Origin of the sequence: Chitinimonas sp. BJB300, assembly GCF_002735695.1 — a bacterium.
In the GTDB taxonomy this organism is placed as follows: domain Bacteria; phylum Pseudomonadota; class Gammaproteobacteria; order Burkholderiales; family Chitinimonadaceae; genus Chitinimonas.
The window spans coordinates 38,378-63,264 of record NZ_PDZH01000007.1; the positions used below are offsets into that span (position 1 = coordinate 38,378).

Below are 24,887 nucleotides of genomic sequence, written 5' to 3' on the forward strand. Positions count from 1 at the left end.
GACTTACTTTTCAGCCAAAGCCTTCAGTACCTTATCGGTGATATCCAGCTTGGGACTGATATAAACAGCCTCCTGCATCACGGCATCAAATTTTTCCGCGTTGGCAATCTGTTGGATGGTGTTGTAAACACGCTCCTGGATGCCAGACAACTCTTCATTGCGTCGACCATTCAAATCTTCACGGAACTCACGTTGGATACGCGCTAAATCCTGCTGAAGCTTTACCAACTCGCGTTCTTTGTTACGACGATCCGTCTCGGCCATGGTCAGGCCGCCTTTGTCCAACTCGGCCTGTCGATTGCGCACCTGCTCAGTCAACTTTTTCAAGTCCGTCTCGCGGGTAGCGAATTCCTTCTCCAGTTTCTTGGTGGCTTTTACCGCAGGGCCTGACTCACGCAGGATTCGATCAAGATTGACGAAACCAATCTTGATGTCTTGCGCCATGGCAGGCGTCAACATACCGGCGGCGAGAATGAGGCTAAACAGGCGTTTCACAATGACTACCTCGTTTAAAGCGATGCCATGCCAAAAGGCGGGGTGCATCAGAAAATCTGGCCAAGGGAGAACTGAAAGCGCTCCAGTTTATCGCCCGATTTGGCATTCAGGGGTTTGGCGTAGCTGAATTTCATCGGTCCAACCGGCGCCAACCAGCTAAAGGCCAAGCCCGCCGAGTAACGTAGATCATCCAATTTCAGCTTCTGGCCCTCGCCCCAGACATTACCACCATCGACAAAAGTCGATAACCGAACAGACTTGTTATTCTGCATGCCGGGCATGGGGAAAAGTAGCTCCCAATTGGTGACCAGTCGGCGGTTACCACCCAGGTTTCTGCTCATCGAATCAACTGGCCCCAGGCTGGAACTATCATAGCCACGCACTGAGCCTACGCCACCCGCCTGGAAACTGGTATAGAAGGGTAGCTTGTCGCCAGCATATCCTCCACCTATTCCGCCTTCAATATTCCAAAGGAAGGTGAAGGTTTTGTTGAGCGGAACAAACCATTGATGTTGTGCCGTAAGTTTTGCGTATTGGATCGTACCGCCTGGCAGCGCCACCTCGCCGTTGACCGAGGTCAAGCGGCCACGGGTTGGGAACAGCGAGCTATCGCGTGTATCACGCGCCCATCCGGCCAACCCCAGGTAGGTAAGGTTGGTGTCACCATATTTGTTGACGAATTCGATGTACTGCGTAGGGCTATTTGGGAATACCGTCAGGCGTGAACGCTCGGCAGTTAGACCTAACTTGATGCTGTCGTACTCCGACACAGGCACATCCCAACGCAGACCCGCTCCCACCGTGTCATTCGTGTATGCGCCATTGGTGGTTGAATTCAGCTTGGAAGCGTCATATCGACGCTTGTAGATGTCGAACCCACGCGACACACCATCGGGTGTTGCATAAGGGTTGGTAAACGACAGTGCATAAACACGGCTGCTCTTGCTGGTATTCAACTCCAGCTTGAGATACTTACCGCTACCAAAGATATTGGCTTGTGCAATGGAACCCGAAAGCACCATACCTTCAGACTGCGAATAACCGGCACCCACCTGGATGTTACCGGTCTGTTTCTCTACAACCGTCACATTCACGTCAACCTGATCCGTGGTATCCGCCACCAAAGGGGTATCGATATTCACTTCTGAAAAATACCCCAGCAGGTCAAGCCGCTCCTTGGAACGCTTGACCTTCCACCCCGCGAATGGCGCGGCTTCCAACTGACGCAATTCACGGCGGATCACGTCATCACGTGTCCGTGAATTACCAATGATATTGACCCGTCTTACGTAGGTCTTGCGGCCCGGATCCACATAAAAAGTGAAAGCGGCTTCCGATTTCTCCTGATTCACTTCAGGCACGGCGTTGACATTCGCAAACGCATAACCTTCGTCAGCCAGTCGATCCGAAATCCGCTCGGTTGCCGCATTGATCTTGGCGCGTGAAAACACCTCACCCGGCTGAATATCCACCAACTTGGCCAAATCAGCTTCCGAAACGATCAAATCACCAGAAAAGCGCACAGCGCTGATTTTGTACTGCTTGCCTTCATCCAGATTCACTGTCAGGAACATCGCCTTCTTGTCGTCGGACAAGGCAACCTGCTGTGAATTAATACTGAACTCAAGATAGCCATTATCGAGATAGAACGAGCGCAATGCCTCGATATCCGCCTGTAGCTTGGGCTTGGAATATTGGTCGGATTTGGTGAACCAGGAGAACCAACCGCCGGTGTTGAGCTGAAAACGATCTTTCAGCTCCTTTTCTGCATAGGTCTGATTACCCACCAGATTGATCTGCTTGATGGTAGCCACCAAGCCTTCAGAGATATCAAACGCGATGGAGACCCGATTACGCTCCAGTCGGCTCACCGTCGTCTTGATCTGCACCGCATACTTACCGCGGCTGTAGTACTGGCGTTTCAGTTCTTGCTCGGCTGAGCCCAGCACCGATTGATCGAAGGTACGGCTCTCGGCCAATCCGTTTTCTCTCAAGGCTTTGAGCAGCTGATCTGATTCGAATTCCTTAGCGCCATTGATCTGGATGCTGGCAATCACCGGCCGCTCATCCAATGCAACAATCAACACCCCCTGATCAGCCTCTACTCGTACATCACGGTAGAAACCTGTGGCAAACAGCGCCTTGACGGCCGACTGCGCCTTTTCGTTATCCATCCTATCGCCCACCTTGACGGGCAAATAGTTGAATACCGTACCAGCTTCGGTGCGCTGAATACCTTCGACACGGATTTCCTTGATAACAAAGGGTTCGAAAGCGTAGGCGGGAATAGCTAGGCCATAAAGGGCCAACAGGGCAAGGGAGATCGTGGTCGGTTTCATAAACAAATCTGACGGCAGCAAGCAAGCTTGCGGCAGTCTGTGATTGAGGATGGGATCGGTAGCTTAATCAGCCGCCGACCAAGCGCGTGAGGTCATTGAATACTGCAACAACCATCAACGCCGCGAGGAGTCCGACGCCCACACGCTGCCCGAGTTCCATGGCGCGTTCCGACAAGGGCCGTCCCCGCAAAATTTCGGCGAAATAATACATCAAATGCCCACCATCCAGCACTGGCACAGGTAATAGATTCATCACTCCCAAACTGATACTGATCAGGCAAAGGAATTCCAGGTAGGCACGTAACCCATATTGGGCGCTCTTACCGGCATAACCCGCAATCGCTACCGGGCCGGACAATTGCTTGACCGACACATTACCAAGCACCATACGCCACATCATTTTCAGCGACAGTGAAGAAGTCGCCCAGGTTTGATGCAGGGCCTGCCCCAAAGCCGATACAACACCATATTGCATCGACTTACTGAGCGCATGCATGGCATCCATATCCAAAACAGGCGCAGCGCCAATACGGCCAATCGTCTGATCGCCTTCCTGCACGGACTTAGGCAATACCTGAAACTCCAATGGCTGCCCCGCCCGCAGCACACTGACGCGTGTCGGTAAATTAGGCCTGGCCCTTACCGCGGCAGTAAAGCTGGGCCAATCCGGTGTTGGCTTATCCTCCACCTTCCAGATTTTATCCCCTTGCTTCAATCCTGCTGCAGCCGCGGCACCATCCGGCAACAGCGGGCCGATCTCGTTGCGATACACCGCAATCGACATCCCGATCCGGCCAGCCAGCTCCCCATCAATCCATTCGTTATCAATCTCGGCAAAATCCAATGTCCGGCTGACAGCCGCACCATTGGGCCGTAAAACCTCCACCTGCACAGACGCTTTGGCTGCAGCCCGCTCGATCAAGCCCAGCCGCGCCTCGGCCCAGCTATTAATGCTTTCCTGGTCGATAGCAACAATCGTGTCTCCAACCGAAAAGCCTGCTTTCGCTGCCAAGGAATGAGGCTCTATCGAGCCCAGTTTTGGCATCAGGACATCGACACCATTCAGGAAGATTGCCCAGTAGACAAAAATGGCCAGCAGGAAATTGGCCACTGGCCCTGCAACCACAATGGCCATACGCTTACCCACGGTCTGCCGATTGAACGCACGGTCAAGCTCGGCGACAGGCACCGGGGCTTCACGCTCGTCCAGCATTCGTACATACCCACCCAGCGGAATCGCTGCCAGCTGCCATTGCGTTTCGCCACGCTGCCAGCGCAGCAGGGGCTTGCCAAAGCCGATGGAGAAGGTCAATACCTTCACGCCACAACGCTTGGCAACCCAGTAGTGACCATACTCATGCACCGTGACCAACACACCAATAGCAAGGGCAAAAGCAAGCAGCGTTATCAATATGGACATGCGGAAACCTCTTCAGCCTTCAACCGCGGTAGCGGCATAATTAGCAATTCTCAGCGCGTTGGCCTTATCACCTGCAGTACCAAAAACCTTAGTGCCCGGAACGCGCCAACCAGCTGGCAGCAAAACGGCGCGCAGCTGCATCAGCAGCAGTCAGACTTTCAAGGGAGTTCGCATCAAAATCAACTGCCACCTGGCGCATCGTTGCCGCATTCACCTTGGCAATATCTACAAAACCCGCCTTACCATCAAGAAATGCACCCACTACTTCTTCATTGGCAGCATTCAACACAGCGGGGGCAGCCCCACCCAGTCTCAATGCTTCAAAGGCCAAATCCAAGCAGGGGAAGCAGTCAGTATCAGGTTGCTCAAAATCAAGGCGGGCTATCTGGAACAGGTCAAGCGTACTCACACCCGCGTCTATACGCTCAGGCCATGCCAAACCATAGGCAATAGGTGTACGCATATCCGGGTTGCCAAGCTGAGCGAGTACCGAACCATCAATGTATTCAACCATCGAATGGACCACGCTTTGCGGATGAACCACCACCGAAATGCGGTCAGGTGGCAAATCAAACAACCAGCGTGCTTCGATCACTTCCAAGCCTTTATTCATAAGGCTGGCCGAATCCACCGAAATTTTCCGGCCCATGGACCAGTTCGGGTGCTTCACGGCCTGCTCGGGCGTCACCGCAGCAAGTTGCGCTGGACTAAATCCGCGGAACGGACCACCCGATGCAGTCAATAGAATACGTTGCACGCCCTGGGCGGCACCATTAGAAAATGGCTGGGGTAAACACTGGTAGATAGCATTATGCTCGCTATCAATGGGTAGCAATGTGGCGCCACCTTCGCGGACCGCATCCATAAACAAGCGGCCAGCCATGACCAAGGTTTCTTTATTCGCCAACAACACCCGTTTACCTGCCCGAGCAGCCGCCAGGGTGGGTCGCATGCCTGCCGAACCCACAATTGCGGCCATGACCGTATCAATATCCGGATGACTTGCAATGTACTCCAAGGCTTCCAGACCGGCCAACGTCTCGACTTCCGCCAAGCCAGCCGACTGCAAACGTTCACGCAACACAGGCAAGCGAGCCGGATCAGCCAATACAGCATAACGCGGCCGATGCTGCAGGCACTGCTCAACCAGCTTATCCAACTGGCTGTGCGCTGAAAGCGCATGAACCCGGTATCTCTCAGGGTGCCGAGCTACCACATCAAGGGTGCTCAAGCCCACGCTACCAGTAGAGCCTAGGACAGTAAGATGTTGCAGCGGAATGGACATGGTCAATGACAATCAAACTCAAGCCAATGCGATGCATAGGCAAATAATAAAGCAGCCGCCACTGGCGCCAACGCCAACAGGCTGTCGACCCGATCCAGCACACCACCATGGCCCGGTAAAAGATTGCTGGAGTCCTTTAAACCCGTCTGGCGCTTGAGCAAGGATTCAAACAGATCACCCATCACACTAACGCCCGTCAAAGCCCAACCCAATGGCAGCAATACCATCAACGAAAGACTGGAAACCAAGGGGGCGCCAACCTGCTGCAGCACGACCAAATAAATGCTGACTGCAATCAAAGCACCGTAGACGCCTTCCCAGCTTTTCCCAGGGCTGATGCTAGGGGCCAACTTACGCCGTCCAAAAGCCCGGCCGGCAAAATAGGCCGCAATATCGGCAACCCAGGCAATCGCAAGCACCAAGAGCAAAGCAACAGAACCGTTATTGAGTTCCCGAAAGCGACTGACAGCAGCCAAGGCCGATAGCAAAATCAACCAACCGAGCAAGGCGGATGACCACTTATGCCGCAAGGTCCATTTTTGTCGAAGCCAGAACGGCACAATCAGCAACCAAAACAGCAAAGCAAAGCCATCAAGTATCAAGGCCCAGCTACACGCCAATGGCAACAGCAACCAAGCGGCGCCAAGCGCGATGAATGCACTGATGAAAACCGCTTGCTCGGCACGGTCAAAACGTGCGAATCGCGTCCACTCCCAAGCACCAAAACTCAGTGCAAACAAGGCGAACCCACTCCAGACCAATGGCGGGCCGACAAACAAAGCAGCCAGTACCAATGGCAGCAACACCAATACGGTGAGCACCCGGGTCTTCAGCATGAGGCATCCTTGACCTGTTCACTGGTCCGGCCAAATCGCCGTTCACGCTGCTTATAGGATCCAATAGCGATGTCGAGCTGGGCCCGATCAAAATCAGGCCAAAATACATCCGTGAAGTACAGCTCGGTGTAGGCAAGCTGCCAGAGGAGGAAGTTGGAAATTCGTGCCTCCCCACCGGTACGGACGAACAGATCCGGCTCTGGCGCATAGGCCATGGCCAAATAGGGTGTCAGTGCATCTTCATCGTAGTTGCCTTGGATAAATTCCGGTTTGGCACGGAGCAATGCCTGTGTCGCCTGCAATACATCCCATCTTCCACCGTAATCAGCCGCGATGGTCAGGGTCAAGCCGGTATTCGCCGCAGTACGCGACTCCGCTGTCTCGATCATGCGGACGATGTCAGGGGCGAAACGATCACGTCGGCCAATAAGCTTGAGACGAATGCCCTTCTTGTCGAGGCGATTAACCTCACGCTCCAGCACCGTCAGGAACAAGCCCATGAGAAAAGAGACTTCTTCCTGTGGCCTGCGCCAGTTCTCACTGGAGAACGCAAACAGCGTCAGATACTCCACGCCCATTTCATCGCAGGCCTTGACCATCTCGCGCAGGGTTTCAACACCCTGCTTGTGTCCGGCCACCCTAGGTAGGAAGCGCTTTTTGGCCCACCGACCATTACCGTCCATGATCATCGCGATATGGCGCGGAACGGCATGAGCCTTAGGCACATCCTGGGTAGAACTTTTGAAGAGAGCCACGACTGATATCCGCTTACACCGTCAGCAGTTCTTTTTCTTTATCGGCCAGCTGCTTGTCAATCTCAGCGATCGACTTATCAGTCAGCTTCTGGACATCATCGGAAGCACGGCGCTCTTCATCTTCCGAAATCAATTTGTCCTTCACTGCTTTTTTCAGCTGTTCGTTGGCATCACGACGTAGATTGCGCACAGCCACACGGCTGTCTTCAGCTTCGCTGCGCACCACCTTGATCAGATCCCGCCGGCGTTCTTCAGTAAGCGCTGGCATGGGTACACGCACCACATCACCCATACTGGCTGGATTCAACCCCAGGTCACAATCACGAATCGCCTTTTCGATAGCAGCAGCCAACTTTTTCTCAAAGGGCGAGACCGACAGCGTACGCGCATCCATCAAGCCGACACTGGCAACTTGATTGATGGGTGTGGGATTGCCATAGTAATCAACCATCACATGGTCAAGCAGACCTGCATGCGCACGGCCAGTACGAACTTTGGCCAGGTTGGCCTTCAAGTTTTCCACCGACTTCAGCATCTTCTGTTCGGTGTTCTTTTTCACGTCGGCGATCATCGCTCTCGCTCCTGTGTTTGATTAATTCGAAATGAAAACGCGGACACCAATAGGTCCGCGCGAAAATTTCAGGCCTAAACCGGGGCCAAAACACCCGGCCAGCCATCCTTGCCTATCGGCAACAGCGGAAACCTGCGTCAAATATCCCCAAATAATTCAAGGGCGAACTATCAGCAAGCTCAGCAGTGTACCAGCGTACCCTCATCTTCGCCGAGCACCACGCGCTTCAAAGCACCTGATTTGAAAATACTGAACACGCGGATATTCATGTTCTGATCCCGACACAAAGCCAGCGCCGTCGCATCCATTACCTTCAGATTCTTACTGATTGCCTCATCGAAAGTCAGCTTGGAATAGCGTATTGCGTCAGGATTCTTTTTCGGATCATCGGTATAAACACCATCAACCTTGGTGGCTTTCAACACAATGTCTGCATTCATTTCCATACCACGTAATGCCGCCGCAGTATCCGTAGTAAAAAATGGGTTGCCTGTACCAGCACCGAAAATAACGACCTTGCCTTCCTCCAAATATTGAATGGCCTTCGGACGAATATAGGGCTCTGCAACCTGCTGGATAGTCAACGCCGATTGCACCCGGCTAACCAATCCTTGTTGCCGCATGGCATCTTGAATAGCCATCGCATTCATTACCGTCGCCAGCATCCCCATATAGTCTGCGGTGGCGCGGTCCATACCCGCTGCTGCCGGCGCCACACCGCGGAAAATATTGCCCCCGCCAATCACCACGGCAATCTGAATACCCAACTCAGCAACTTCCTTGACCTCAGACACTATACGTTCAACAGTAACGCGATTAATCCCGTAGCTATCATCCCCCATCAGCGCTTCACCCGAGAGCTTGAGGAGGATGCGTTTGTAGATGGGAACTTGGCTCATGGATTTACCTTATTAAATAGTGGGTAGAGAAAACGCTTCTTTGTAGCAGCGCAGACCGAAAAAGAGTGCTTTTTCCAAGTCCTGATCAGGTACGGAACCGACCGATACTTGCAAAACAACCGCCCGAGTTCCCCCGGACGGTTGCCGTTTACAACCGGTAAAACTTAGACCTTTGCAGCAGCAGCCACTTCAGCAGCGAAGTCGACAACTTTCTTCTCAATCCCTTCACCAACCACGTACATCGTGAAGGACTTGATGCTGGCGCCATTGGCCTTCAGCAGTTGCTCAATAGACTGCTTGTCGTCTTTGACAAATGGCTGGCTCAACAGTGTGACTTCCTTCAGGAATTTCTGCACTGTACCTTCTGCAATCTTTTCCAACATCGCTTCCGGCTTACCAGCCTCCTTGGCGCGCTCGATAGCAACACGGCGCTCGGTCTCGATCAGTTCTGCATCCACACCCGAGGCGTCCAGTGACTTGGGCTTGCATGCAGCAATGTGCATAGCAATGTCCTTACCCAGCACTTCACTGCCACCCACCAAATCCACGACAACACCAATCTTCGAGCCATGCAGATAGGTAGCCAGTTGGCCTTCGGTTTCAATACGCGTGAAACGACGTACGTTGATGTTCTCACCCAGCTTGGCGATGATTGCCTTACGCAGCTCTTCTACCGTTTCACCGGAAGCCGTCTTCACGTTGCCCAGCGCTTCCACATCAGCCGGATTTCCCGTGACAATGGCTTCGGCAGCAGCAGCAGCAAAAGCCAAGAAACCCGCGTCCTTACCCACAAAATCGGTTTCGCAATTGATTTCAGCCAAAGCGCCAACGCCACCTTTGACGAAAGCTGCCACAGTGCCTTCAGCAGCAGTACGGCCAGCCACCTTGGAAGCCTTGTTACCGGACTTGATACGCAATGCTTCTTCTGCCGCCTTCAGGTCACCATTGGCTTCAACCAAGGCTTTCTTGCAATCCATCATGCCCAGACCGGTCATTTCGCGCAGTTCGCCAACCATCTTCGCTGTGATTTCAGCCATCTTTCATACTCCTTGATCATTAAATTCGGTATTTAGGCTAGCAAAAAGGGGCTTACGCCCCCTTTTGTCATTTGCCGGAACATTGTGCGTTTTGCACGCCGTCGGAAAATCGTAACGCGGCGTTATTGCGCAGCCTGAGCAGCACTGGCGGCAGCGGCAGCAACGATTTCCTGGATGGCTTGGGCGCGACCTTCCAACACAGCATCAGCAACGCCACGAGCGTACAGACGAATTGCACGGGCCGAATCATCGTTACCCGGAATCACGTAATCAATGCCTTCTGGCGAGTTGTTGGTATCGACCACACCGATAACAGGAATGCCGAGCTTCTTGGCTTCGACGATGGTACCCTTTTGATAACCCACATCGACCACGAAAATAGCGTCTGGCAGGCCGTTCATGTCCTTGATACCGCCCAGTGAACGTTCGAGCTTCCCAACTTCGCGGCTCAGCATCAACAACTCTTTCTTGGACAAGCCGTTGTTGGCATCACCCAGCGTGGCTTGCAAGTCATTGAGACGCTTGATGGATTGCTTGACCGTCTTGTAGTTGGTCAGCATGCCGCCCAACCAGCGGTGGTCAACAAACGGCGCGCCGGCGCGCAGCGCTTCTTCCTGAACGATCTCACGTGCCGCACGCTTGGTACCCACGAACAGAACGCTACCCTTGTTGGCGGTCAGCCGGCGAACATAGGTCAACGCCTGCTCAAACATCGGCAGGGATTTTTCCAAGTTGATGATGTGGATCTTGTTGCGATGACCAAAGATGAAAGGCGCCATCTTTGGGTTCCAGTAACGGGTTTGGTGGCCGAAATGAACACCGGCTTCCAGCATTTCGCGCATGCTAACGGACATCTAAATAACTCCAAGCGAGGGTTAGGGTCTAACCGCTCACGACCGACACATCAGCACATTGGCTGCTGCACCCTGGCTCGCGTGAGCGGGAGATTTAAAAAATTCCCGGTATTGGGTGGGAAGCCCGCTATTGTAAGCAGATTGAGTGGTTTTGTTCAAGCAGGCATCCATCTAAGTGAGTGCTGCCTCTACTCACTGGACGCCTACGAGGCATAGCCTCTATGAGTTGGCAGCCCAGGTATCGGGGAGCCAGCAGGCATGGTTAACCCACATCGACATCGGTGTAGCCGCCTATCATCATCATTAAAATAATCGATTTAATTCTCAAACAAGTGCTGTCATATACTATCGCGCAAGTGCTTCCAAGACTCTCCGCTTGGCGCTCAGCAGGTTTCGCGCCTAAAAAATAAATCACGCATCGCATCACCACGCCCTTCCAAGTTAAAGGAATTTGTCATGTCCAAGGTTACCCACAGCAGTCTACTGATCCTCGGCTCCGGTCCAGCTGGTTATACCGCAGCCGTCTATGCTGCTCGCGCCAACCGTAAACCACTGTTGGTCACTGGACTTGCCCAAGGTGGGCAGTTGATGACAACCACGGATGTGGATAATTGGCCAGCCGACGCGGATGGCGTACAAGGCCCAGAGTTGATGGAGCGATTTGAAAAGCACGCCCGCCGCTTTGGTACTGAGATCATTTTTGATCATATCCATACGACCAAGCTGAACGAAAAACCCATTCGACTGATCGGTGATGCCGGTGAGTACACCTGCGACGCACTCATCATCGCCACGGGTGCTTCCGCGCAGTATCTTGGTTTGCCTAGTGAAGAAGCCTTCATGGGCAAAGGCGTGTCGGGCTGTGCTACCTGTGATGGCTTCTTCTACCGCAACCAAAAAGTTGCCGTTGTCGGTGGTGGCAATACCGCCGTGGAGGAAGCACTTTACCTTGCCAATATCGCCAGCCATGTCACCCTGGTGCATCGTCGCGATACGTTCCGCGCCGAGAAGATCCTGATCGACCATCTGACGGAAAAGGTCGAAGCCGGAAAAATCAGTTTGCAGCTGGATAGCACGCTGGATGAAGTCCTTGGCGACGACAGCGGCGTAAACGGCATCCGCGTCAAGTCAACCAAGGATGGTGCAACCAAGAACCTGGAAGTCACCGGCTGTTTTATCGCAATCGGCCACAAACCCAATACCGATATCTTCGCCGGCCAGCTGACCATGGAAAATGGTTACATCATCACAAAGGGCGGTAATACAGGCGGTGCAACCAGCACCAGTGTGCCCGGCGTTTTTGCAGCAGGCGATGTGCAGGACCATATCTACCGCCAAGCTATCACCAGCGCTGCAACCGGGTGCCAAGCCGCACTGGATGCCGACAAGTACCTCGACACACTGAAGTAAGCATCGGACTGCATAGTGGCAGCCAGCTATTAAATTATGCTTAAGCAAAACGGTGTACCAAGCGGTACGCCGTTTTGCTTTTTACCCTTCCGCTCGCCAATCCGCATACAAAACCAGCACACACCGCCATACTTACACTCATGTCCCGCCGTAAAACCCTGCTTGCCGATCAGCTCCAGCCGCTTGCGCATCGGTTGCGCCGACAACCCCGCCGCCACGCTCAAGCCACGCCGCCAACCCAAGAAGATGATGCGAGCCTCCTACGCAGAGCCCTGGCCGGTGTCGAACCTTTACGCCACCCCCTACCCTACCTGCATCCACACCACCCTATTCCACCGTGGCCGTTACAACACCCTCTAGATGAGCATGACGTCATCCACGATGCCATGAGCGACTTTTGGCCGTGGGATGAGATCGATAGCAATGAAGCCTTGCTCTACATGCGCCCCGGGCAACGGCTGGATACCCTGAAGAAACTTCGAAAGGCCCATTGGCCAGTACAAGGCCAGTTGGACCTGCATAGCATGAACAGTGACCAGGCCCGCACCGCAGTCAGCAGCTTCCTACATGGGAGCGTCATCAAAGGCAAACGTTGTATACGCATCGTTCACGGCAAAGGATTAAGCTCGAAAAACCGTGAGCCAGTGCTAAAAAACAAACTGCGTAACTGGCTGATTCAACGAGATGAAGTACTGGCCTTCTGCCAAGCACCCGTATGCGATGGCGGTACAGGTGCCGTACTGGTGCTCTTGCGCAGCGCACGAAGTAACTGATACCCCCACACACACTCAGTCCGTAGCCAGATTTCAACCGTCAGTTACACGCCACGCCGTACCTTCAGGATGCCCATATAAAGCCGTACACAGCTTGTGAGCCACCTGAAGAGCAAGGACAATAGCGCGCCTATACAAAAACAATGCTTCACAGGGAGAAAGCTATGTTGCTCGCCATACGGGTTGAGGTAGATAGTCTCGCCGCAGCCCGGGACGCCTTGCCGCCCTTTCTGGATGCGCTCACACGCCTCAACGCCAGCGCCAGCTTTTTCATCAATATTGGCCCCGACTACGCAGGTAAGACCCGCAGCAAGCTATTCAGGATCGGGGAAAACAAGCAACAGGTGCGCAATAACCTTAGCCTTGCTGGCCCCCATGGCTTGGCGCGGCTGTACGGTTATTTGCTGCCTGCGCCTCAATTGGTCAGCAAGGCAGCCAGCCAATTATTGGCCATCAAGACAGCAGGATTTGAAACGGGTTTACTGGCCTGGGACCGGGTAAAGTGGGTTCAAGGCATCGCCAATGCGGATGAAGCATGGGTCCATACAGAACTACAAGCGGGGTGCGATGCCATAGAAAGTCTATTTGGCGAGCGGCCACAGGGCTTGGCCCTACCAAGATGGGGCAGCAGTCGGGTTGCCATGCGCCTCGCTCAACGACTCGGCTTTGTTTACCTCAGCGCCAGCCGGGGCACGCACCCTTATCTCGCCGTAACTGATGGCGAACCCGTCAACCTGCCGCAGCTTCCCACAAGCCTGCCCACGCTTTCCGAACTCATTGGACTGGCTGGGCGCGATGAACAAGGCGCGGCGGACTATCTGCTTCACCTGACTGCCAATATCCCCCCAATCGGGCATGTATTCAACATCAGCCTAAGTGCCGATGGCGGTAAGCGCTTGCCATTGCTGCAACAGCTCTTTACCGCATGGAGGGAGCAAGGGTATGAGTTGGCTTCACTGCAACAACTGCACCAACACACCCATAACCACATCTTGCCCTGGCACAGCACCCAACAGCAGTCATGGCCTGCCTACCAGGGCTTGTTGACGACCCAAGGCCCCGCTTTTCCGGGCTGAAACCGGCACTATAAGCAACCCTGTTCGACGTAGGAACGGATCACGCGCCTAATGCAGTATCCGAGGCACAGACAAAACAAACTGCTCAACCTCAGCATCAAACGAATAACCATTGGCAGCCAAAAAGTGATAGCTGCCATGCATGGTGCCCACCGGCGACCCCAGCGCGACCCCACTGGTGTATTCAAACGCCTCATTGGGCTTCAATGTCGGTTGTTCACCGACCACACCCTGCCCACGCACCTCCTGCACCTTGCCATCGGCCTCGGTAATCAACCAATGCCGGGTCAGCAGCTGCGCGGTTTCCGTCCCGGTATTCACAATCGTGATGTGATAAGCGAAGACGAAACGCGCGGCCGTCTCATCGGATTGCTCGGGCAGGTATTGCGTGCGGACAGTGACGGTAATGTCGTATTTGCGGGATTCACCCATGACAGCCAAGTAAAAAAGTTAGGGGCCGCGATTACACGCGAATTCCCCCCCGGCTTCAAGCAAAGCTGCCACACGGAAGGAATTTCATAGCCAAGGGCAAGCCCGGCGCGCAATCCGTTAAAATCACGCCATTCCTTTCCGACATCATTCAATCATGGCCCAGCCGACCTTCCGCATCGCTCCCTCCATCTTGTCCGCCAATTTCGCCAAACTGGGCGAAGAGGTGCAGGCCGTCATTGCCGCCGGTGCCGATATCATCCACTTCGATGTGATGGACAACCACTATGTGCCCAACCTCACCATCGGCCCGGTGGTCTGTGAAGCCATTCGCCCCTGCACCGACGCATTGATTGACGTCCACCTGATGGTCAAGCCGGTCGACGCCATCATTCCGATGTTCGCCAAAGCCGGGGCCAACATCATTACCTTCCATCCCGAGGCAAGCGAGCACATCGACCGCAGCCTGGGCCTGATCAAGGAACACGGTTGCAAAGCGGGCCTTGTGTTTAATCCGGCTGCCCCGCTGTCGTACCTGGACTATGTCATGGATAAAGTGGACATGATCCTGTTGATGTCGGTCAACCCCGGCTTTGGCGGCCAGAAATTCATCCCAGCGACCCTGGACAAGTTGCGCGAAGCCCGTCGCCGAATCGATGAATACACGGCTAAAACCGGCAAGGAAATCTGGTTGGAAATCGACGGTGGTGTAAAGGTGGACAATATCGCCGAAATCGCCCGTGCGGGCGCAGACACGTTCGTGGCCGGCTCCGCCATCTACAACACACCCGACTACAAAGCCACCATCGACGCCATGCGGGACGAACTGGCAAAGGTTTAGGCCTCGTTCGTTGCCTTTCCTGCCTTCAATCAAGGCATAAGACCAGGCAAGGGATGGTCCGAAAAGCATCCGGTTAGACTTCTGAGGGTATCCACATGACAAACCATTGCTACATCGTCACCGGCGCGGGTCGCGGTCTCGGACTTGGCCTCGCACGTGCCATCGCAGCGCAAGGCGCGCATCTGGTTGCAGTGGGCAGGCACGAAACACCAGAACTCGACACTCTCGGCAGTAATCTCCCCGGCTACCGTTTTGTGGCACTTGATCTCGCCGACAGCGATCAGGTAACCGAAGCCGCCGAAGAAGTGTTCGGCTCGCTCGCCAGACTGGATTGGGATGGGGTGTATCTGATCAATAACGCCGGCACGGTAGAGCCCGTCGCCCCCGCCGGTGGTTACGACGACGCCACGCTGTTGCAATGCCTCACCGTCAACCTCAGCGCGGCCATGCAATTGGGCAATGCTTTTATTCGCCACTTCCAGACTCGTGTTTCTGACCGGCGAATCATCAACATCAGCTCGGGCGCAGGACGAAAGCCCTACCCCAGTTGGAGCGCCTACTGCGCCAGCAAGGCCGGCCTGGACATGTATAGCCAATGCGTGGGGGTAGAGCAGGCCCAACGCCGTGATGGCATCCGTATCGCAGCGCTCGCCCCCGGCATCATCGACACTGGCATGCAGGCGGATATTCGCAAAGCCAGTGAAAACGACTTTCCCATGGTTAAACAGTTTCGCCGGTATAAAACCGAAGGCGAGCTGGCCGACCCGGATGTTTGCGGTCGAGAAATCATCAAGCTGATGCAAAGCGAACATATCGGCTTTGGCAACCTTCTCGATATCCGCGACTTCCGCTGACGTATTTACCCCGCCAGGGTTCTTAGAACCTGTCTAAAGTCTCGCGAGCTAGGGCAAGATAAGGCGAAAACAGCTGAGGAAGCGAAGTTTACAAGTGGTAAATGAGCATTCCGAGGGTGTTTTCAACGCCATATTGCCGACGCACAGCAGACTTTAGACAGGTTCTCTCTACCGATTACGAAACACCATGCCCATCAAAGCTATCTCCCTCGACCTCGACGGCACACTGCTCGATACCATTGCCGACCTTGCTGCTGCGGCCAACGCCATGCGCAGCGATTTCGGCTTGCCGCCGCTGCCACAATCCAGGCTGGAAAGCTTTGTAGGGGGCGGCATGGCCCAACTCGTGCATCGGGCGCTTACCGATGACCGCGACGGCAAAGCTCAGCCTGAATTGCATGAAACCGGCATCGCGTCTTTCTGCCGACATTACGATCGGCTCTTGGCTGTCAGCACCCGTCCATATCCGGGCGTATTAGAAGGCCTGCAAGCCTTCAAACAGATGGGGCTGAAGCTTGCTGTCATCACCAACAAACCGTACCGTTTTTCGTTGCCTATCTTGGAAAAAACCGGCTTGGCCCCTTACTTCAGCATGGTACTGGGGGGCGACAGCCTCACGGAAAAGAAACCCCACCCTTTGCCGCTGTTGCATGCCTGCCAACAGTTTGGCTGCCAACCAGCCGAGCTACTGATGGTTGGCGACTCTCACTTCGACCGCGATGCAGCTGTAAATGCAGGCTCGCCTTGTTTGTTGCTAACGTACGGTTATGACGATATCAGCTCACTCACCTGCCAAGGCCATATCAGCAGCCTTGTCGAGGCAGTTGAATTCGTGAAGAATGTGATCTCCCTTTCGTAGTTCAATTACACATTAACATTCAAAACCATGATGACTCTTATCCAGCACAGTGGGCCAACTTGGCGATGGCGCTAATCGCGTCCTCCCGGTTTTTCATTCAACCCCTTTGCCAGGAAAGCTCGCCATGACCGAACTCGAATTCGACGCACTCGCGCGTCAAGGTTACAACCGCATCCCCGTCGTCCAGGAAGGCCTGGCCGATCTCTATACCCCGCTCTCGGTTTACCTGCGCCTTGCAGATGCCCCTTATTCCTACCTGCTGGAATCCGTGGTTGGCGGTGAGCGATTTGGGCGCTATAGCTTTATCGGCTTACCCGCCCGTACGGTGATCACCGTCCGAGGTCAACATACCGAAGTCACCACCAATGGCGAAGTCGTCGAAACGCATGAAGGTGACCCACTTGCCTTTATCGAATCATTCGAAAGTCGCTTCAAAGTGCCACCGCGGCCCAGCCTGCCACGGTTTGCCGGTGGCCTTGTCGGCTATTTCGGCTACGATACGATCCGGCTGATAGAAAAAAAGCTGGCCAAGTGCGATAAGCCAGATCCCATTGGCGCGCCAGACATCCAACTGTTGCTGAGCGAAGAAATCGCTATTTTCGATAATCTCAGCGGCAAGCTTTACCTGATTGTCTACGCCGACCCCAGCCAGCCTCACGCCTTTACCCGCGCCCATAGCCGTTTGCACGACCTGCGTATGCAGCTGCGCGAACCCGTGCGCCCGCCACGCACCGAACCGACCCCCACCACTACCGCCAAATCGGAATTTGGCGAAGCCAATTTCAAAGCAGCAGTGGAAAAAGCCCAGCAGTACATCGTCGATGGCGACATCATGCAGGTGGTCTTGAGCCAACGCATGAGCATGCGCTTTGAACAGTCGCCGATTACGTTGTACCGCGCGTTGCGATCCCTCAACCCTTCGCCGTATATGTTTTATTACCAACTGGGCGATATCCATATCGTCGGCGCCTCACCCGAAATTCTGGTACGGCACGAAGGCGGCACCGTCACCGTACGGCCGATTGCCGGCACCCGGCCACGTGGCAAGACCCGCGAGGAAGATTTGGCACTGGAAGCAGAGTTACTGGCTGACCCCAAGGAAGTAGCCGAGCACGTCATGCTGATGGATTTGGGCCGCAATGACATCGGGCGGGTTGCCCAGACCGGCTCAATTAAAATCACCGACAACCGCATTATCGAGCGTTACTCACACGTGATGCATATTGTGTCCAGCGTAGAAGCTGCGCTCAAGCCCGGCATGAGCAATATAGATATTCTGCGCGCCACCTTCCCGGCCGGCACCGTGTCCGGCGCACCCAAGGTACGCGCCATGCAGATCATCGACGAATTTGAACCTACCAAACGCGGCATCTATTCCGGTGCAGTGGGCTATCTCGGCTTCAATGGCGATATGGACGTGGCCATTGCCCTGCGTACCGCGGTGATCAAAGACAAAACGCTCTATGTACAAGCAGGTGCCGGCATCGTGGCTGATTCGGTCCCAAGCGCAGAATGGCAAGAGACACAAAACAAAGCCCGGGCCGTGCTGCGTGCCGCCGAGCTGGCCCAAAAAGGCTTAGACGCGTGAAACAAATAGGGGCTTGCGCGCAAACCTCTATTCAAAGCCCAATCCAGCGACAGGTGCTTAGAACCTGTCTAAAGTCTCGCGAGCTAAGGCAAGATAAGGCGAAAACAGCCGAGGAAGCGGAGTTTACAAGTGGTAAATGAGCATTCCGAGGGTGTTTTCAACGCCATATTGCCGACGCGCAGCAGACTTTAGACAGGTTCTTACGACTTGGCGGCCAGCAACCTGCAATTACGCAAGGCTTGCTCGCCCAGGTCCAGCATCGCCTCGTCGCCCTTCTTCTGAAAGCGCACCCCCTCGCCCTCATAGGTCATACCCACACCGGAAGCCACTTGCGCTGCGCGGAAGAAACGCCCATCGAATTCAATTGCAACATCGCTCCCGGGTAAATTCACCAATCCAAATTTGAGTTTGTTGGTGCAAACATAACGGCTGCTTTTAAGCGGTGCAAAGCGCATCACACCGGTATTGGCCGGTAGGCTCAGCAAAAGATTACCTTCGCTGAGCTCCGCTCGTTCAGCCTTGCCAAGGTCAGCCGTAAAACGGCTGCTTAATCCGCCAGGCGCGCAGTTCATACGTGTCAGCGCTGCCTGCCCTGCCTTGAAATCTTTGCCATCCAACGTGTATTTGGCACTTCCGCGGTTACAGTCCACCGTAAGACGAATAAACCCCTCGGTGCCAAAGTCGAGCAGATACATACCTGTACTTGGCGCTGCCAGCTTCGCCGAAGGCGTTTTTGTCTCCACCCATACCCAACGGCTGCCCACAAGCTTGGGGCCGCTGGAAAATAGTTCGCCCAAACTGGGCAAGGACGATGTAGAAGACGCGCCTGGTGGGACGGCCTGTTTTGAAAATGGATTTGAGGCGCAACCGGCAAGCACCAACAAGGCTGATAAATATAGGTGACGTCGCATTGTCTTCCTCTAAAAATCCGGCAATGCACAACCCTTAGAACCTACCCAAAGACTCGCGAGCTAAGGCGTAAACAGCCGAGGAAGCGGCGTTTACAAAGGGTAAATGCGCATTCCGAGGATGTTTTCAACGCCATATTGCCCATGCGCAGCAGACTATTAGACAGGCTCTTAGGGAACAAGGACTAGGCAATTTCTATCCACTGAATCCACCTAGAAAGCGCATACAAGGGATTGGATAAACTCGAATAACCCGGACTAAAAGAGCCAAGGAGCCAAGCGGGTTATCCCACCCGACCCAGAGGATATACGTACATCATCCATCGTGTGGTGAACTTTGCTTCGTTTCAGACATTTTCAGGGTGCAGGTAACGAAACATTCATCACCCACTGTACTCATGACACACAAGCTTCGACACAATCCCGTCCATTATTCTTGGCAGTGTAGAGTGCCTCGTCTGCACGTTTGAGCAAGCTGTCGGTAGTGTCGCCGGTCAGGTATTGCGCTACCCCAAAACTCGCACTCAATGGGTCGAGCAAGGCAGCGGGTTGTGACTCCCTTACACTTTTTCTCAGGCTCTCAGCACACGTCACCGCCCCCTCGATATTGGTGTCCGGTAACAGCAGCACGAACTCCTCACCACCAAAGCGTGCAACCAAGTCAATTTTCCGCGTCCCTTTCGATAAAAGATGGGCGACATGTCGTAACACCTCATCCCCTTGTGCATGCCCATAAAGGTCATTCACACGCTTGAAATGGTCGATGTCGATCATGATAACGGACAGGTCGCTGCCTGATCGCTGAATGCGGAGGTATTCCTTTTGCAGAAATTCTTCAAAATGACGGCGATTGGCAAGGCCGGTAAGCGGATCGGTGAGGGTTAATGTACGTAGATGACGCTGGACAACAGCCAATTGTTCGTTGAGCCGAACCAACTGCGTGTTAAGCATTTCCATTTCAACGACATCAAACTCCGCCACCAGGATCAGGTTCGAGCCATCACGATGCACCTTGCCGATCAACGAGCGACATGAGTTTTCATCTTTACCAATATTGATCACACCTTGGTATATGGCCCATCCTGCTTCCGACCGCGCAGCGGTCAATTGCTTAAAAGTTGGCAGAATGAAATAGTCCGCCGCCCTGTGTGCTTGTGAAGCATCACCAATGTCACAGAGGCGTTGAAAACCGTCATTGCTGTCGATCAGCCAGCCATCTTCGCTCACAAATGCAGCAACGACAGAGACCAAATGCCGGAAGGGAAACAACCATGTGGTGCTACAGGCGGCAGCTTCCCTAACAAACGTCATGGCACTACCTGCTCCAAAGCATGCAAGGCATCTACAGCCCAACCATCTGCCTTGACCACATCGCGCCAAACATGCTCCGCCACCAGTGTCGCCCGGCCGCCAACCCATATCGTCGGGCACTGGCTACCGAGTTCTGTACGTAATCGCAGCACCGTATCCCGCGCCATCAAAAGGTGACTGGGCATAGACAAAGACAGGCAAAGCAATTCCGGTTTTTCGATATCGACTTGTTTTACCAAATCCACAACCGGCACATCGGCACCCAGATAGCTCACCTCCCAACCAATTGTTTCAAAAGCATCAGACAATATCGTCAAACCTAGCGAATGCTGATTTCCCTCAATACCCGCAAACAAAGCTTTACGCCAAATGGGCGGCATAAACGTAGTCTGCAGGTAGGCGCGCGCCAATACCTTGTGAGAAATTGCGGTTGCCAGATGTTCCTGCGCCACCGTTATGGCCCCCTCCTGCCAGAGACGGCCGATTTCGTACATCGCAGGTTGTATCAGACGCACCGCCGCTTCAGTGAGTGTCTGTCCGCCTTTCATTGCCATGCTGACCAATTCATGCGCAGCTTGCTTATTACCACTCAACGTCGCTTCCATATAGCGCACAACAGCCTGAAGATCACTATCAGCAGTAACTTCAGACACAACAGGAAAAGGCCTAAGTAAAAGTTCTGGCTTTCTGGACAGGAATTCGCTCATGGAGTATTCCTACAAGTAAATTAATGAGTGGGGGCGGACAGCAGTAAGACATCCACGAAAGCAATAGGGCTGTTATTTTTATTTTCAGCATTTGAAATGCATTGATATGCCAACACCGCCAGTAATAAGAGTTACAGATGCAGCACGCACTACTTACTATTTTATCAGCGTGTCTATATGTCCATAGGTGGTGAAGTCCAACATGTTTCCAATACCAATATTACGCCTTGCACCCACAAACCCCATATCGATGAAACAAAGCGCCGGGGAGCCTATCGCTTCAAGCAGCAATAGATGGCTTCTGTAGCATACGATAGCGAACATGAGAAAAAATTGCTTCCAAGAAAAGAAAACTGCCAATGCCGTAAAGCTGTTTTAAAGAGAAAGGGGGCAGATAGGATTGAACAACCAATATGATAACAATTAATTTGTTGGCAATAGATAAGTCTTTTGAAATTCGCCAGCCATTTGGTACAGCAATAAAGTGACACGGACAAATGACCGGCAAAAGTATTGCGCGATTAATTAAAGCAAGCGCGTGAAACTGTCACTACCTGCATTAATCGATGCCCACTCTTCACCTGGCACCACCTGCTTCGTTAGTTGCCAAAGGGTATGAATGGTTTGTTTCTTTGCTTTCGAGTCTAATTGACCAACCCAGGCAGTGATTGCCTGGAATGCCCGCCAGTGGACAGTAAACGAAATCAAGTCGCCATCAACATAGCCCACCAAGTCACCAATGGCGGTAGCACCAGTACTGCTTTTCTTGCTTTCATAGGTGCCGGATAGAACACCATTCGTTTGGACCACCGTCATGGCCGATTCGAGTTCATTGACCCACTTGCCTGAAAAATCGATTACCTTGCCAGTCCCTGCCAGAGCATGCTCCAGCGCATGTTCTTGTCTCATGGTTTCCTCCTTGAAAACGAGTCTGTGGGCTTCCAGCATAGGCAACTTTGGAATGTTCCCAATACCTATCGTCTAGCAGAGCCCGCACCATCTAAGGGCAAGCCTCCTTGATCAACAATCCAGTGCTCGATCTTTGTCATTCATTTCCAGTCCCACCAAACGGCTGGTCAAGTAGACAAGACCACCCTGCACGTTAAGTACCGTTAGCAATAACAAACAAACCTGTCATTTTTGTGAACATTATTGTCTGATTTTTTCAAGAAAATTTCTCTCATTTGCTGTAATTCGCGCCATTGCGAACGCGCAGATTGGTACTCAGTCCACACAGGCGGGAGCCTCACGCACAGAGTCGCCTAGAACTCCAAGCGGAACCTAGTTTTTGTGTAAAGGATGAAAAATGTACCCGTTTTGCAGCAAAGTGCTGACGCCGATAAGTATTTATTTCCTACCCATTTTAGCGTCAAGCCCCATTCAAGCCATGGACCAACAAGTGCCGACTACGGAGTTGACGAGAGATAGTGAAGAAGAGGTAACTGAAACAAAGCGCCTAAGGCGTGCCCTCATTCCCGCCCAAGATAGGCGATGGCCTAACGGTAGGGTGCCCTATGTATTGACTAACGCCTCCCCAAAGGCACGCGAGGTATTTCTTGCGGCAGCTCGACAGATTTCCCTGAACAGCTCACTGCATTTTTTTGAGCGGACAGATGAGCCGGACTATGTCTATCTGGCCGAAGACAACCACTATCCACAGTGTCACTCGAGAAAGGGCAAAATCGGTGGCCCCCAGGAGTTGGCTCTAAGCCCCAGCTGTCAGACGGTAGGCGAGGCGCTACATGAACTGATGCATACCCTGAGCTTCCTCCACGAGCATCAACGCTCAGATCGCGACCAGCACATTGTCGTAAATCAGAAGTCGTTTGGAGTTAGATTGAACCCCAAGCAATATGAAAAAGTGAAAGACGCCATAATTTTAGGTTCTTATGACCTGAATTCAGTGATGCACTATGACATCGACCCGCAGAACCAACTGGAGATAAGTTTGCGCGACCCCAACACAATCGTGCGAACATGGCCTCGCTCTACCCTTTCCCCTGGCGATATAGCAGGACTTAATATCTTATATGGCGGCACACCCAATACGGCACCCATGCCTACTGACAATCAATTAAAGGTAGTGCTGAGCAAGCATGAGTTGATATTGCCAGAGAATGGTACAGGGACGGTTGTTTTGCAGGTTCTGCCAAATGTATACCTTGCCAGAGCACCGCAACTTATCAGTGAAAATCCGCTCATCACCGCCACAATTGATAGCCAGGCCGGTAATACGTTTACCCTGAAAATTCAGGCCCAGCCAGCTACAACGACGGAAGTTCTGAACCGGGTATTTTTCCATTTTCTTACCTCGGAAGGTAAAGCCGGAACGGGGATATTCACCGTTAAAGTCGTCGATGGAACAAAGGTTCAACAATCATTTCGCCAATTGGTCTCGTCGTGGCGGCCGGCCGGCAGTGACAAAAAGCAATGCCTGGAAGCACGCCGCCTCCCTGCTAACGCTCAGCTTAACCCAGGAATTACACCTGACAATGAGGTATTGCAGGCAGTCTTTAATGATGACCAACTGTCTATCGCGATTGCACCCTGTGATGCCAATAAACCATTGCAATTATGGCGGCAGGACAAAGATGGGTATTTAGTCAGCAGGACCGAGATTCATTGCCTGGCGCCTCTTAAGCAGGTCGGTGAAAAAATGGACATGGCGCGTCTCCACCTTAATAACAAATGCGAGAAGAACACGCCACCAATTACTTATAAGTGGCGTTACGAAAATGGCAAACTGATCAATGTAGCCTTCCCGGCAACTGCTCTCTCTTACGCTGCCGGGGACGTGCCGGTAATGGCCAAGATCGATAACTCACAGCCATCCTGGCAGCATTGGTACTGGTATTGAGTTAGTGTTGTGGCTGACCGAAAACTGACCCAGCCAAGGTGCTAGTGCCGATTCAAAACTGACCCAGGTGTTCTACTTGCCCTGCCTAATTTCTAGGCAGGCGTGAAAGGGTGATCACCATGGAAATGTTAGGCAAGGTTCGGCGGATGTATCTACGCGACAAGCTGTCGCTACATGAGATTACCAAGCGCACAGGTCTGTCGCGCAATACCATCCGAAAATGGCTTCGAATGCCAGAGGAGCCGGCGCCACCCACTTACCAGCGAGCAGCGTCAGCTGGGAAACGCTCTACCTTCTACGCCACATTGGAGCAGGCACTCCAGGCTGATTTCCACCGGCCCAAACCGGATCGACGCACAGCCCGGGCCCTGTTCACGCAAATCAAGGCGGAGGGTTACCAAGGCGGTTACAGCCAACTGACAGCCTTTATCCGTGCCTGGCGCGGTCGTAAAGGTAGTGCACTGCACGCCTTTGTACCGCTGCAGTTTGCGTTGGGTGAGGCATTTCAGTTTGACTGGAGCGAGGAGGGGTTAGTGATTGGCGGCCTCTATCGCCGCATACAGGTCTCTCATCTCAAGCTCTGCGCCAGCCGCGCCTTTTGGCTGGTGGCCTACCCTAGCCAGGGCCACGAGATGCTGTTCGATGCTCACACCCGTGCCTTCATGGCCTTGGGTGGTATCCCCCGTCGTGGCATCTACGACAACATGAAGACGGCGGTTGATCGGATCAACAAGGGCAAGGGGCGAACCGTCAATGCGCGCTTTGCTGTGATGTGCGCGCACT

At 53.4% G+C, this 24,887-nt stretch carries 24 protein-coding genes; 9 read left to right on the forward strand and 15 right to left on the reverse strand.

The genetic code is table 11. The annotated features are described in order from the left end of the window. Window positions 1–3: 3 nt before the first annotated feature. From CSQ89_RS02235 to rpsB, 10 genes are all read right to left on the reverse strand, one after another. Window positions 4–543: an OmpH family outer membrane protein gene (locus tag CSQ89_RS02235; protein WP_099404567.1), complete on the reverse strand. Its 540-nt coding sequence runs from the start codon at window positions 541–543 to the stop codon at window positions 4–6. Next, on the reverse strand, window positions 543–2,834 hold the full coding sequence (gene bamA, locus CSQ89_RS02240; protein WP_099404568.1) for an outer membrane protein assembly factor BamA: 2,292 nt from the start codon (window positions 2,832–2,834) through the stop codon (window positions 543–545). Before bamA ends, CSQ89_RS02235 begins: the two co-directional genes overlap by 1 nt. Window positions 2,835–2,901: 67 nt before the next feature. Next, a complete protein-coding gene (gene rseP / locus CSQ89_RS02245) occupies window positions 2,902–4,254 on the reverse strand; it encodes an RIP metalloprotease RseP (RefSeq protein WP_099404569.1) in 1,353 nt (450 codons plus the stop codon). 88 nt (window positions 4,255–4,342) lie between these two features. Continuing rightward, the gene (gene ispC / locus CSQ89_RS02250) at window positions 4,343–5,533 is read right to left on the reverse strand and encodes a 1-deoxy-D-xylulose-5-phosphate reductoisomerase (protein WP_441302614.1); all 1,191 of its coding nucleotides are present in this window, start codon (window positions 5,531–5,533) and stop codon (window positions 4,343–4,345) included. Window positions 5,534–5,541: 8 nt separating this feature from the next. Then, the gene (locus tag CSQ89_RS02255; RefSeq protein WP_099404571.1) at window positions 5,542–6,375 is read right to left on the reverse strand and encodes a phosphatidate cytidylyltransferase; all 834 of its coding nucleotides are present in this window, start codon (window positions 6,373–6,375) and stop codon (window positions 5,542–5,544) included. Beyond that, window positions 6,369–7,064 carry a polyprenyl diphosphate synthase gene (gene uppS / locus CSQ89_RS02260; protein WP_199065164.1) on the reverse strand — a complete coding sequence of 232 codons (696 nt, stop codon included), beginning with the start codon at window positions 7,062–7,064 and terminating at the stop codon, window positions 6,369–6,371. Before uppS ends, CSQ89_RS02255 begins: the two co-directional genes overlap by 7 nt. A 79-nt stretch (window positions 7,065–7,143) precedes the next feature. Continuing rightward, the gene (gene frr / locus CSQ89_RS02265) at window positions 7,144–7,701 is read right to left on the reverse strand and encodes a ribosome recycling factor (RefSeq protein WP_099404573.1); all 558 of its coding nucleotides are present in this window, start codon (window positions 7,699–7,701) and stop codon (window positions 7,144–7,146) included. 179 nt (window positions 7,702–7,880) lie between these two features. Then, window positions 7,881–8,600 carry a UMP kinase gene (gene pyrH, locus CSQ89_RS02270; protein WP_099404574.1) on the reverse strand — a complete coding sequence of 240 codons (720 nt, stop codon included), beginning with the start codon at window positions 8,598–8,600 and terminating at the stop codon, window positions 7,881–7,883. Window positions 8,601–8,764: 164 nt separating this feature from the next. Beyond that, on the reverse strand, window positions 8,765–9,637 hold the full coding sequence (tsf, locus tag CSQ89_RS02275) for a translation elongation factor Ts (protein WP_099404575.1): 873 nt from the start codon (window positions 9,635–9,637) through the stop codon (window positions 8,765–8,767). A gap of 122 nt (window positions 9,638–9,759) precedes the next feature. Further along, on the reverse strand, window positions 9,760–10,491 hold the full coding sequence (rpsB, locus tag CSQ89_RS02280) for a 30S ribosomal protein S2 (protein ID WP_099404576.1): 732 nt from the start codon (window positions 10,489–10,491) through the stop codon (window positions 9,760–9,762). Between the two features lie 456 nt (window positions 10,492–10,947). Between rpsB and trxB the strand changes: the two genes are divergently transcribed. The 3 genes from trxB (at window position 10,948) to CSQ89_RS02295 (ending at window position 13,750) form a co-directional block, all read left to right on the forward strand. Further along, complete coding sequence (gene trxB / locus CSQ89_RS02285) at window positions 10,948–11,901, forward strand: thioredoxin-disulfide reductase (RefSeq protein ID WP_099404577.1); 954 nt, start codon at window positions 10,948–10,950, stop codon at window positions 11,899–11,901. A 140-nt stretch (window positions 11,902–12,041) separates the two neighbouring features. Then, a complete protein-coding gene (locus CSQ89_RS02290) occupies window positions 12,042–12,674 on the forward strand; it encodes a Smr/MutS family protein (protein WP_099404578.1) in 633 nt (210 codons plus the stop codon). A gap of 164 nt (window positions 12,675–12,838) precedes the next feature. Further along, window positions 12,839–13,750 carry a polysaccharide deacetylase family protein gene (locus CSQ89_RS02295; RefSeq protein ID WP_099404579.1) on the forward strand — a complete coding sequence of 304 codons (912 nt, stop codon included), beginning with the start codon at window positions 12,839–12,841 and terminating at the stop codon, window positions 13,748–13,750. A gap of 48 nt (window positions 13,751–13,798) precedes the next feature. Here the strand turns inward: CSQ89_RS02295 and apaG are convergent, their stop codons facing one another. Then, entirely contained in the window at window positions 13,799–14,182 is a 384-nt protein-coding gene (gene apaG, locus CSQ89_RS02300) for a Co2+/Mg2+ efflux protein ApaG (RefSeq protein WP_099404580.1), read from the reverse strand. Between the two features lie 154 nt (window positions 14,183–14,336). On the opposite strand from apaG, the gene rpe reads away from it, so the two are divergent. From rpe to trpE, 4 genes are all read left to right on the forward strand, one after another. Further along, the gene (rpe, locus tag CSQ89_RS02305) at window positions 14,337–15,020 is read left to right on the forward strand and encodes a ribulose-phosphate 3-epimerase (protein WP_099404581.1); all 684 of its coding nucleotides are present in this window, start codon (window positions 14,337–14,339) and stop codon (window positions 15,018–15,020) included. 95 nt (window positions 15,021–15,115) lie between these two features. After that, on the forward strand, window positions 15,116–15,874 hold the full coding sequence (locus CSQ89_RS02310; RefSeq protein WP_099404582.1) for an SDR family NAD(P)-dependent oxidoreductase: 759 nt from the start codon (window positions 15,116–15,118) through the stop codon (window positions 15,872–15,874). Window positions 15,875–16,061: 187 nt separating this feature from the next. Continuing rightward, a complete protein-coding gene (locus tag CSQ89_RS02315; protein ID WP_099404583.1) occupies window positions 16,062–16,733 on the forward strand; it encodes a phosphoglycolate phosphatase in 672 nt (223 codons plus the stop codon). Window positions 16,734–16,857: 124 nt separating this feature from the next. Next, entirely contained in the window at window positions 16,858–18,321 is a 1,464-nt protein-coding gene (trpE, locus tag CSQ89_RS02320; RefSeq protein ID WP_099404584.1) for an anthranilate synthase component I, read from the forward strand. A gap of 200 nt (window positions 18,322–18,521) precedes the next feature. Here trpE and CSQ89_RS02325 read toward each other — a convergent pair whose 3' ends face one another. The 4 genes from CSQ89_RS02325 to CSQ89_RS02340 form a co-directional block, all read right to left on the reverse strand. Continuing rightward, on the reverse strand, window positions 18,522–19,232 hold the full coding sequence (locus CSQ89_RS02325; protein WP_099404585.1) for an META domain-containing protein: 711 nt from the start codon (window positions 19,230–19,232) through the stop codon (window positions 18,522–18,524). Between the two features lie 393 nt (window positions 19,233–19,625). Then, a complete protein-coding gene (locus tag CSQ89_RS02330; protein WP_158228870.1) occupies window positions 19,626–20,540 on the reverse strand; it encodes a GGDEF domain-containing protein in 915 nt (304 codons plus the stop codon). Further along, window positions 20,537–21,247: a cobalamin B12-binding domain-containing protein gene (locus CSQ89_RS02335; protein ID WP_099404587.1), complete on the reverse strand. Its 711-nt coding sequence runs from the start codon at window positions 21,245–21,247 to the stop codon at window positions 20,537–20,539. Before CSQ89_RS02335 ends, CSQ89_RS02330 begins: the two co-directional genes overlap by 4 nt. A 525-nt stretch (window positions 21,248–21,772) precedes the next feature. Next, window positions 21,773–22,156 carry an avidin/streptavidin family protein gene (locus tag CSQ89_RS02340; protein ID WP_099404588.1) on the reverse strand — a complete coding sequence of 128 codons (384 nt, stop codon included), beginning with the start codon at window positions 22,154–22,156 and terminating at the stop codon, window positions 21,773–21,775. Window positions 22,157–22,634: 478 nt separating this feature from the next. Between CSQ89_RS02340 and CSQ89_RS02345 the strand changes: the two genes are divergently transcribed. Then, window positions 22,635–24,104 carry an astacin family metallopeptidase gene (locus CSQ89_RS02345; RefSeq protein WP_255408611.1) on the forward strand — a complete coding sequence of 490 codons (1,470 nt, stop codon included), beginning with the start codon at window positions 22,635–22,637 and terminating at the stop codon, window positions 24,102–24,104. Between the two features lie 119 nt (window positions 24,105–24,223). After that, window positions 24,224–24,887 (forward strand): IS21 family transposase (gene istA / locus CSQ89_RS02350; RefSeq protein WP_143747045.1); only part of this gene is annotated, 664 nt, incomplete at its 3' end.

Bases quoted from the DNA above. Each gene is read 5' to 3' on its own strand.
- CSQ89_RS02295 (WP_099404579.1), top strand. From the start codon at position 12,839: ATGTTGCTCGCCATACGGGTTGAGGTAGATAGTCTCGCCGCAGCCCGG.
- CSQ89_RS02325 (WP_099404585.1), bottom strand. From the start codon at position 19,232: ATGCGACGTCACCTATATTTATCAGCCTTGTTGGTGCTTGCCGGTTGC.
- pyrH (WP_099404574.1), bottom strand. From the start codon at position 8,600: ATGAGCCAAGTTCCCATCTACAAACGCATCCTCCTCAAGCTCTCGGGT.
- apaG (WP_099404580.1), bottom strand. From the start codon at position 14,182: ATGGGTGAATCCCGCAAATACGACATTACCGTCACTGTCCGCACGCAA.
- CSQ89_RS02255 (WP_099404571.1), bottom strand. From the start codon at position 6,375: ATGCTGAAGACCCGGGTGCTCACCGTATTGGTGTTGCTGCCATTGGTA.
- rseP (WP_099404569.1), bottom strand. From the start codon at position 4,254: ATGTCCATATTGATAACGCTGCTTGCTTTTGCCCTTGCTATTGGTGTG.
- tsf (WP_099404575.1), bottom strand. From the start codon at position 9,637: ATGGCTGAAATCACAGCGAAGATGGTTGGCGAACTGCGCGAAATGACC.
- uppS (WP_199065164.1), bottom strand. From the start codon at position 7,064: ATGATCATGGACGGTAATGGTCGGTGGGCCAAAAAGCGCTTCCTACCT.
- trpE (WP_099404584.1), top strand. From the start codon at position 16,858: ATGACCGAACTCGAATTCGACGCACTCGCGCGTCAAGGTTACAACCGC.
- trxB (WP_099404577.1), top strand. From the start codon at position 10,948: ATGTCCAAGGTTACCCACAGCAGTCTACTGATCCTCGGCTCCGGTCCA.
- CSQ89_RS02310 (WP_099404582.1), top strand. From the start codon at position 15,116: ATGACAAACCATTGCTACATCGTCACCGGCGCGGGTCGCGGTCTCGGA.
- rpsB (WP_099404576.1), bottom strand. From the start codon at position 10,491: ATGTCCGTTAGCATGCGCGAAATGCTGGAAGCCGGTGTTCATTTCGGC.
- rpe (WP_099404581.1), top strand. From the start codon at position 14,337: ATGGCCCAGCCGACCTTCCGCATCGCTCCCTCCATCTTGTCCGCCAAT.
- bamA (WP_099404568.1), bottom strand. From the start codon at position 2,834: ATGAAACCGACCACGATCTCCCTTGCCCTGTTGGCCCTTTATGGCCTA.
- CSQ89_RS02345 (WP_255408611.1), top strand. From the start codon at position 22,635: ATGGACCAACAAGTGCCGACTACGGAGTTGACGAGAGATAGTGAAGAA.
- CSQ89_RS02235 (WP_099404567.1), bottom strand. From the start codon at position 543: ATGCACCCCGCCTTTTGGCATGGCATCGCTTTAAACGAGGTAGTCATT.
- CSQ89_RS02340 (WP_099404588.1), bottom strand. From the start codon at position 22,156: ATGAGACAAGAACATGCGCTGGAGCATGCTCTGGCAGGGACTGGCAAG.
- CSQ89_RS02335 (WP_099404587.1), bottom strand. From the start codon at position 21,247: ATGAGCGAATTCCTGTCCAGAAAGCCAGAACTTTTACTTAGGCCTTTT.
- CSQ89_RS02290 (WP_099404578.1), top strand. From the start codon at position 12,042: ATGTCCCGCCGTAAAACCCTGCTTGCCGATCAGCTCCAGCCGCTTGCG.
- CSQ89_RS02330 (WP_158228870.1), bottom strand. From the start codon at position 20,540: ATGACGTTTGTTAGGGAAGCTGCCGCCTGTAGCACCACATGGTTGTTT.
- frr (WP_099404573.1), bottom strand. From the start codon at position 7,701: ATGATCGCCGACGTGAAAAAGAACACCGAACAGAAGATGCTGAAGTCG.
- CSQ89_RS02315 (WP_099404583.1), top strand. From the start codon at position 16,062: ATGCCCATCAAAGCTATCTCCCTCGACCTCGACGGCACACTGCTCGAT.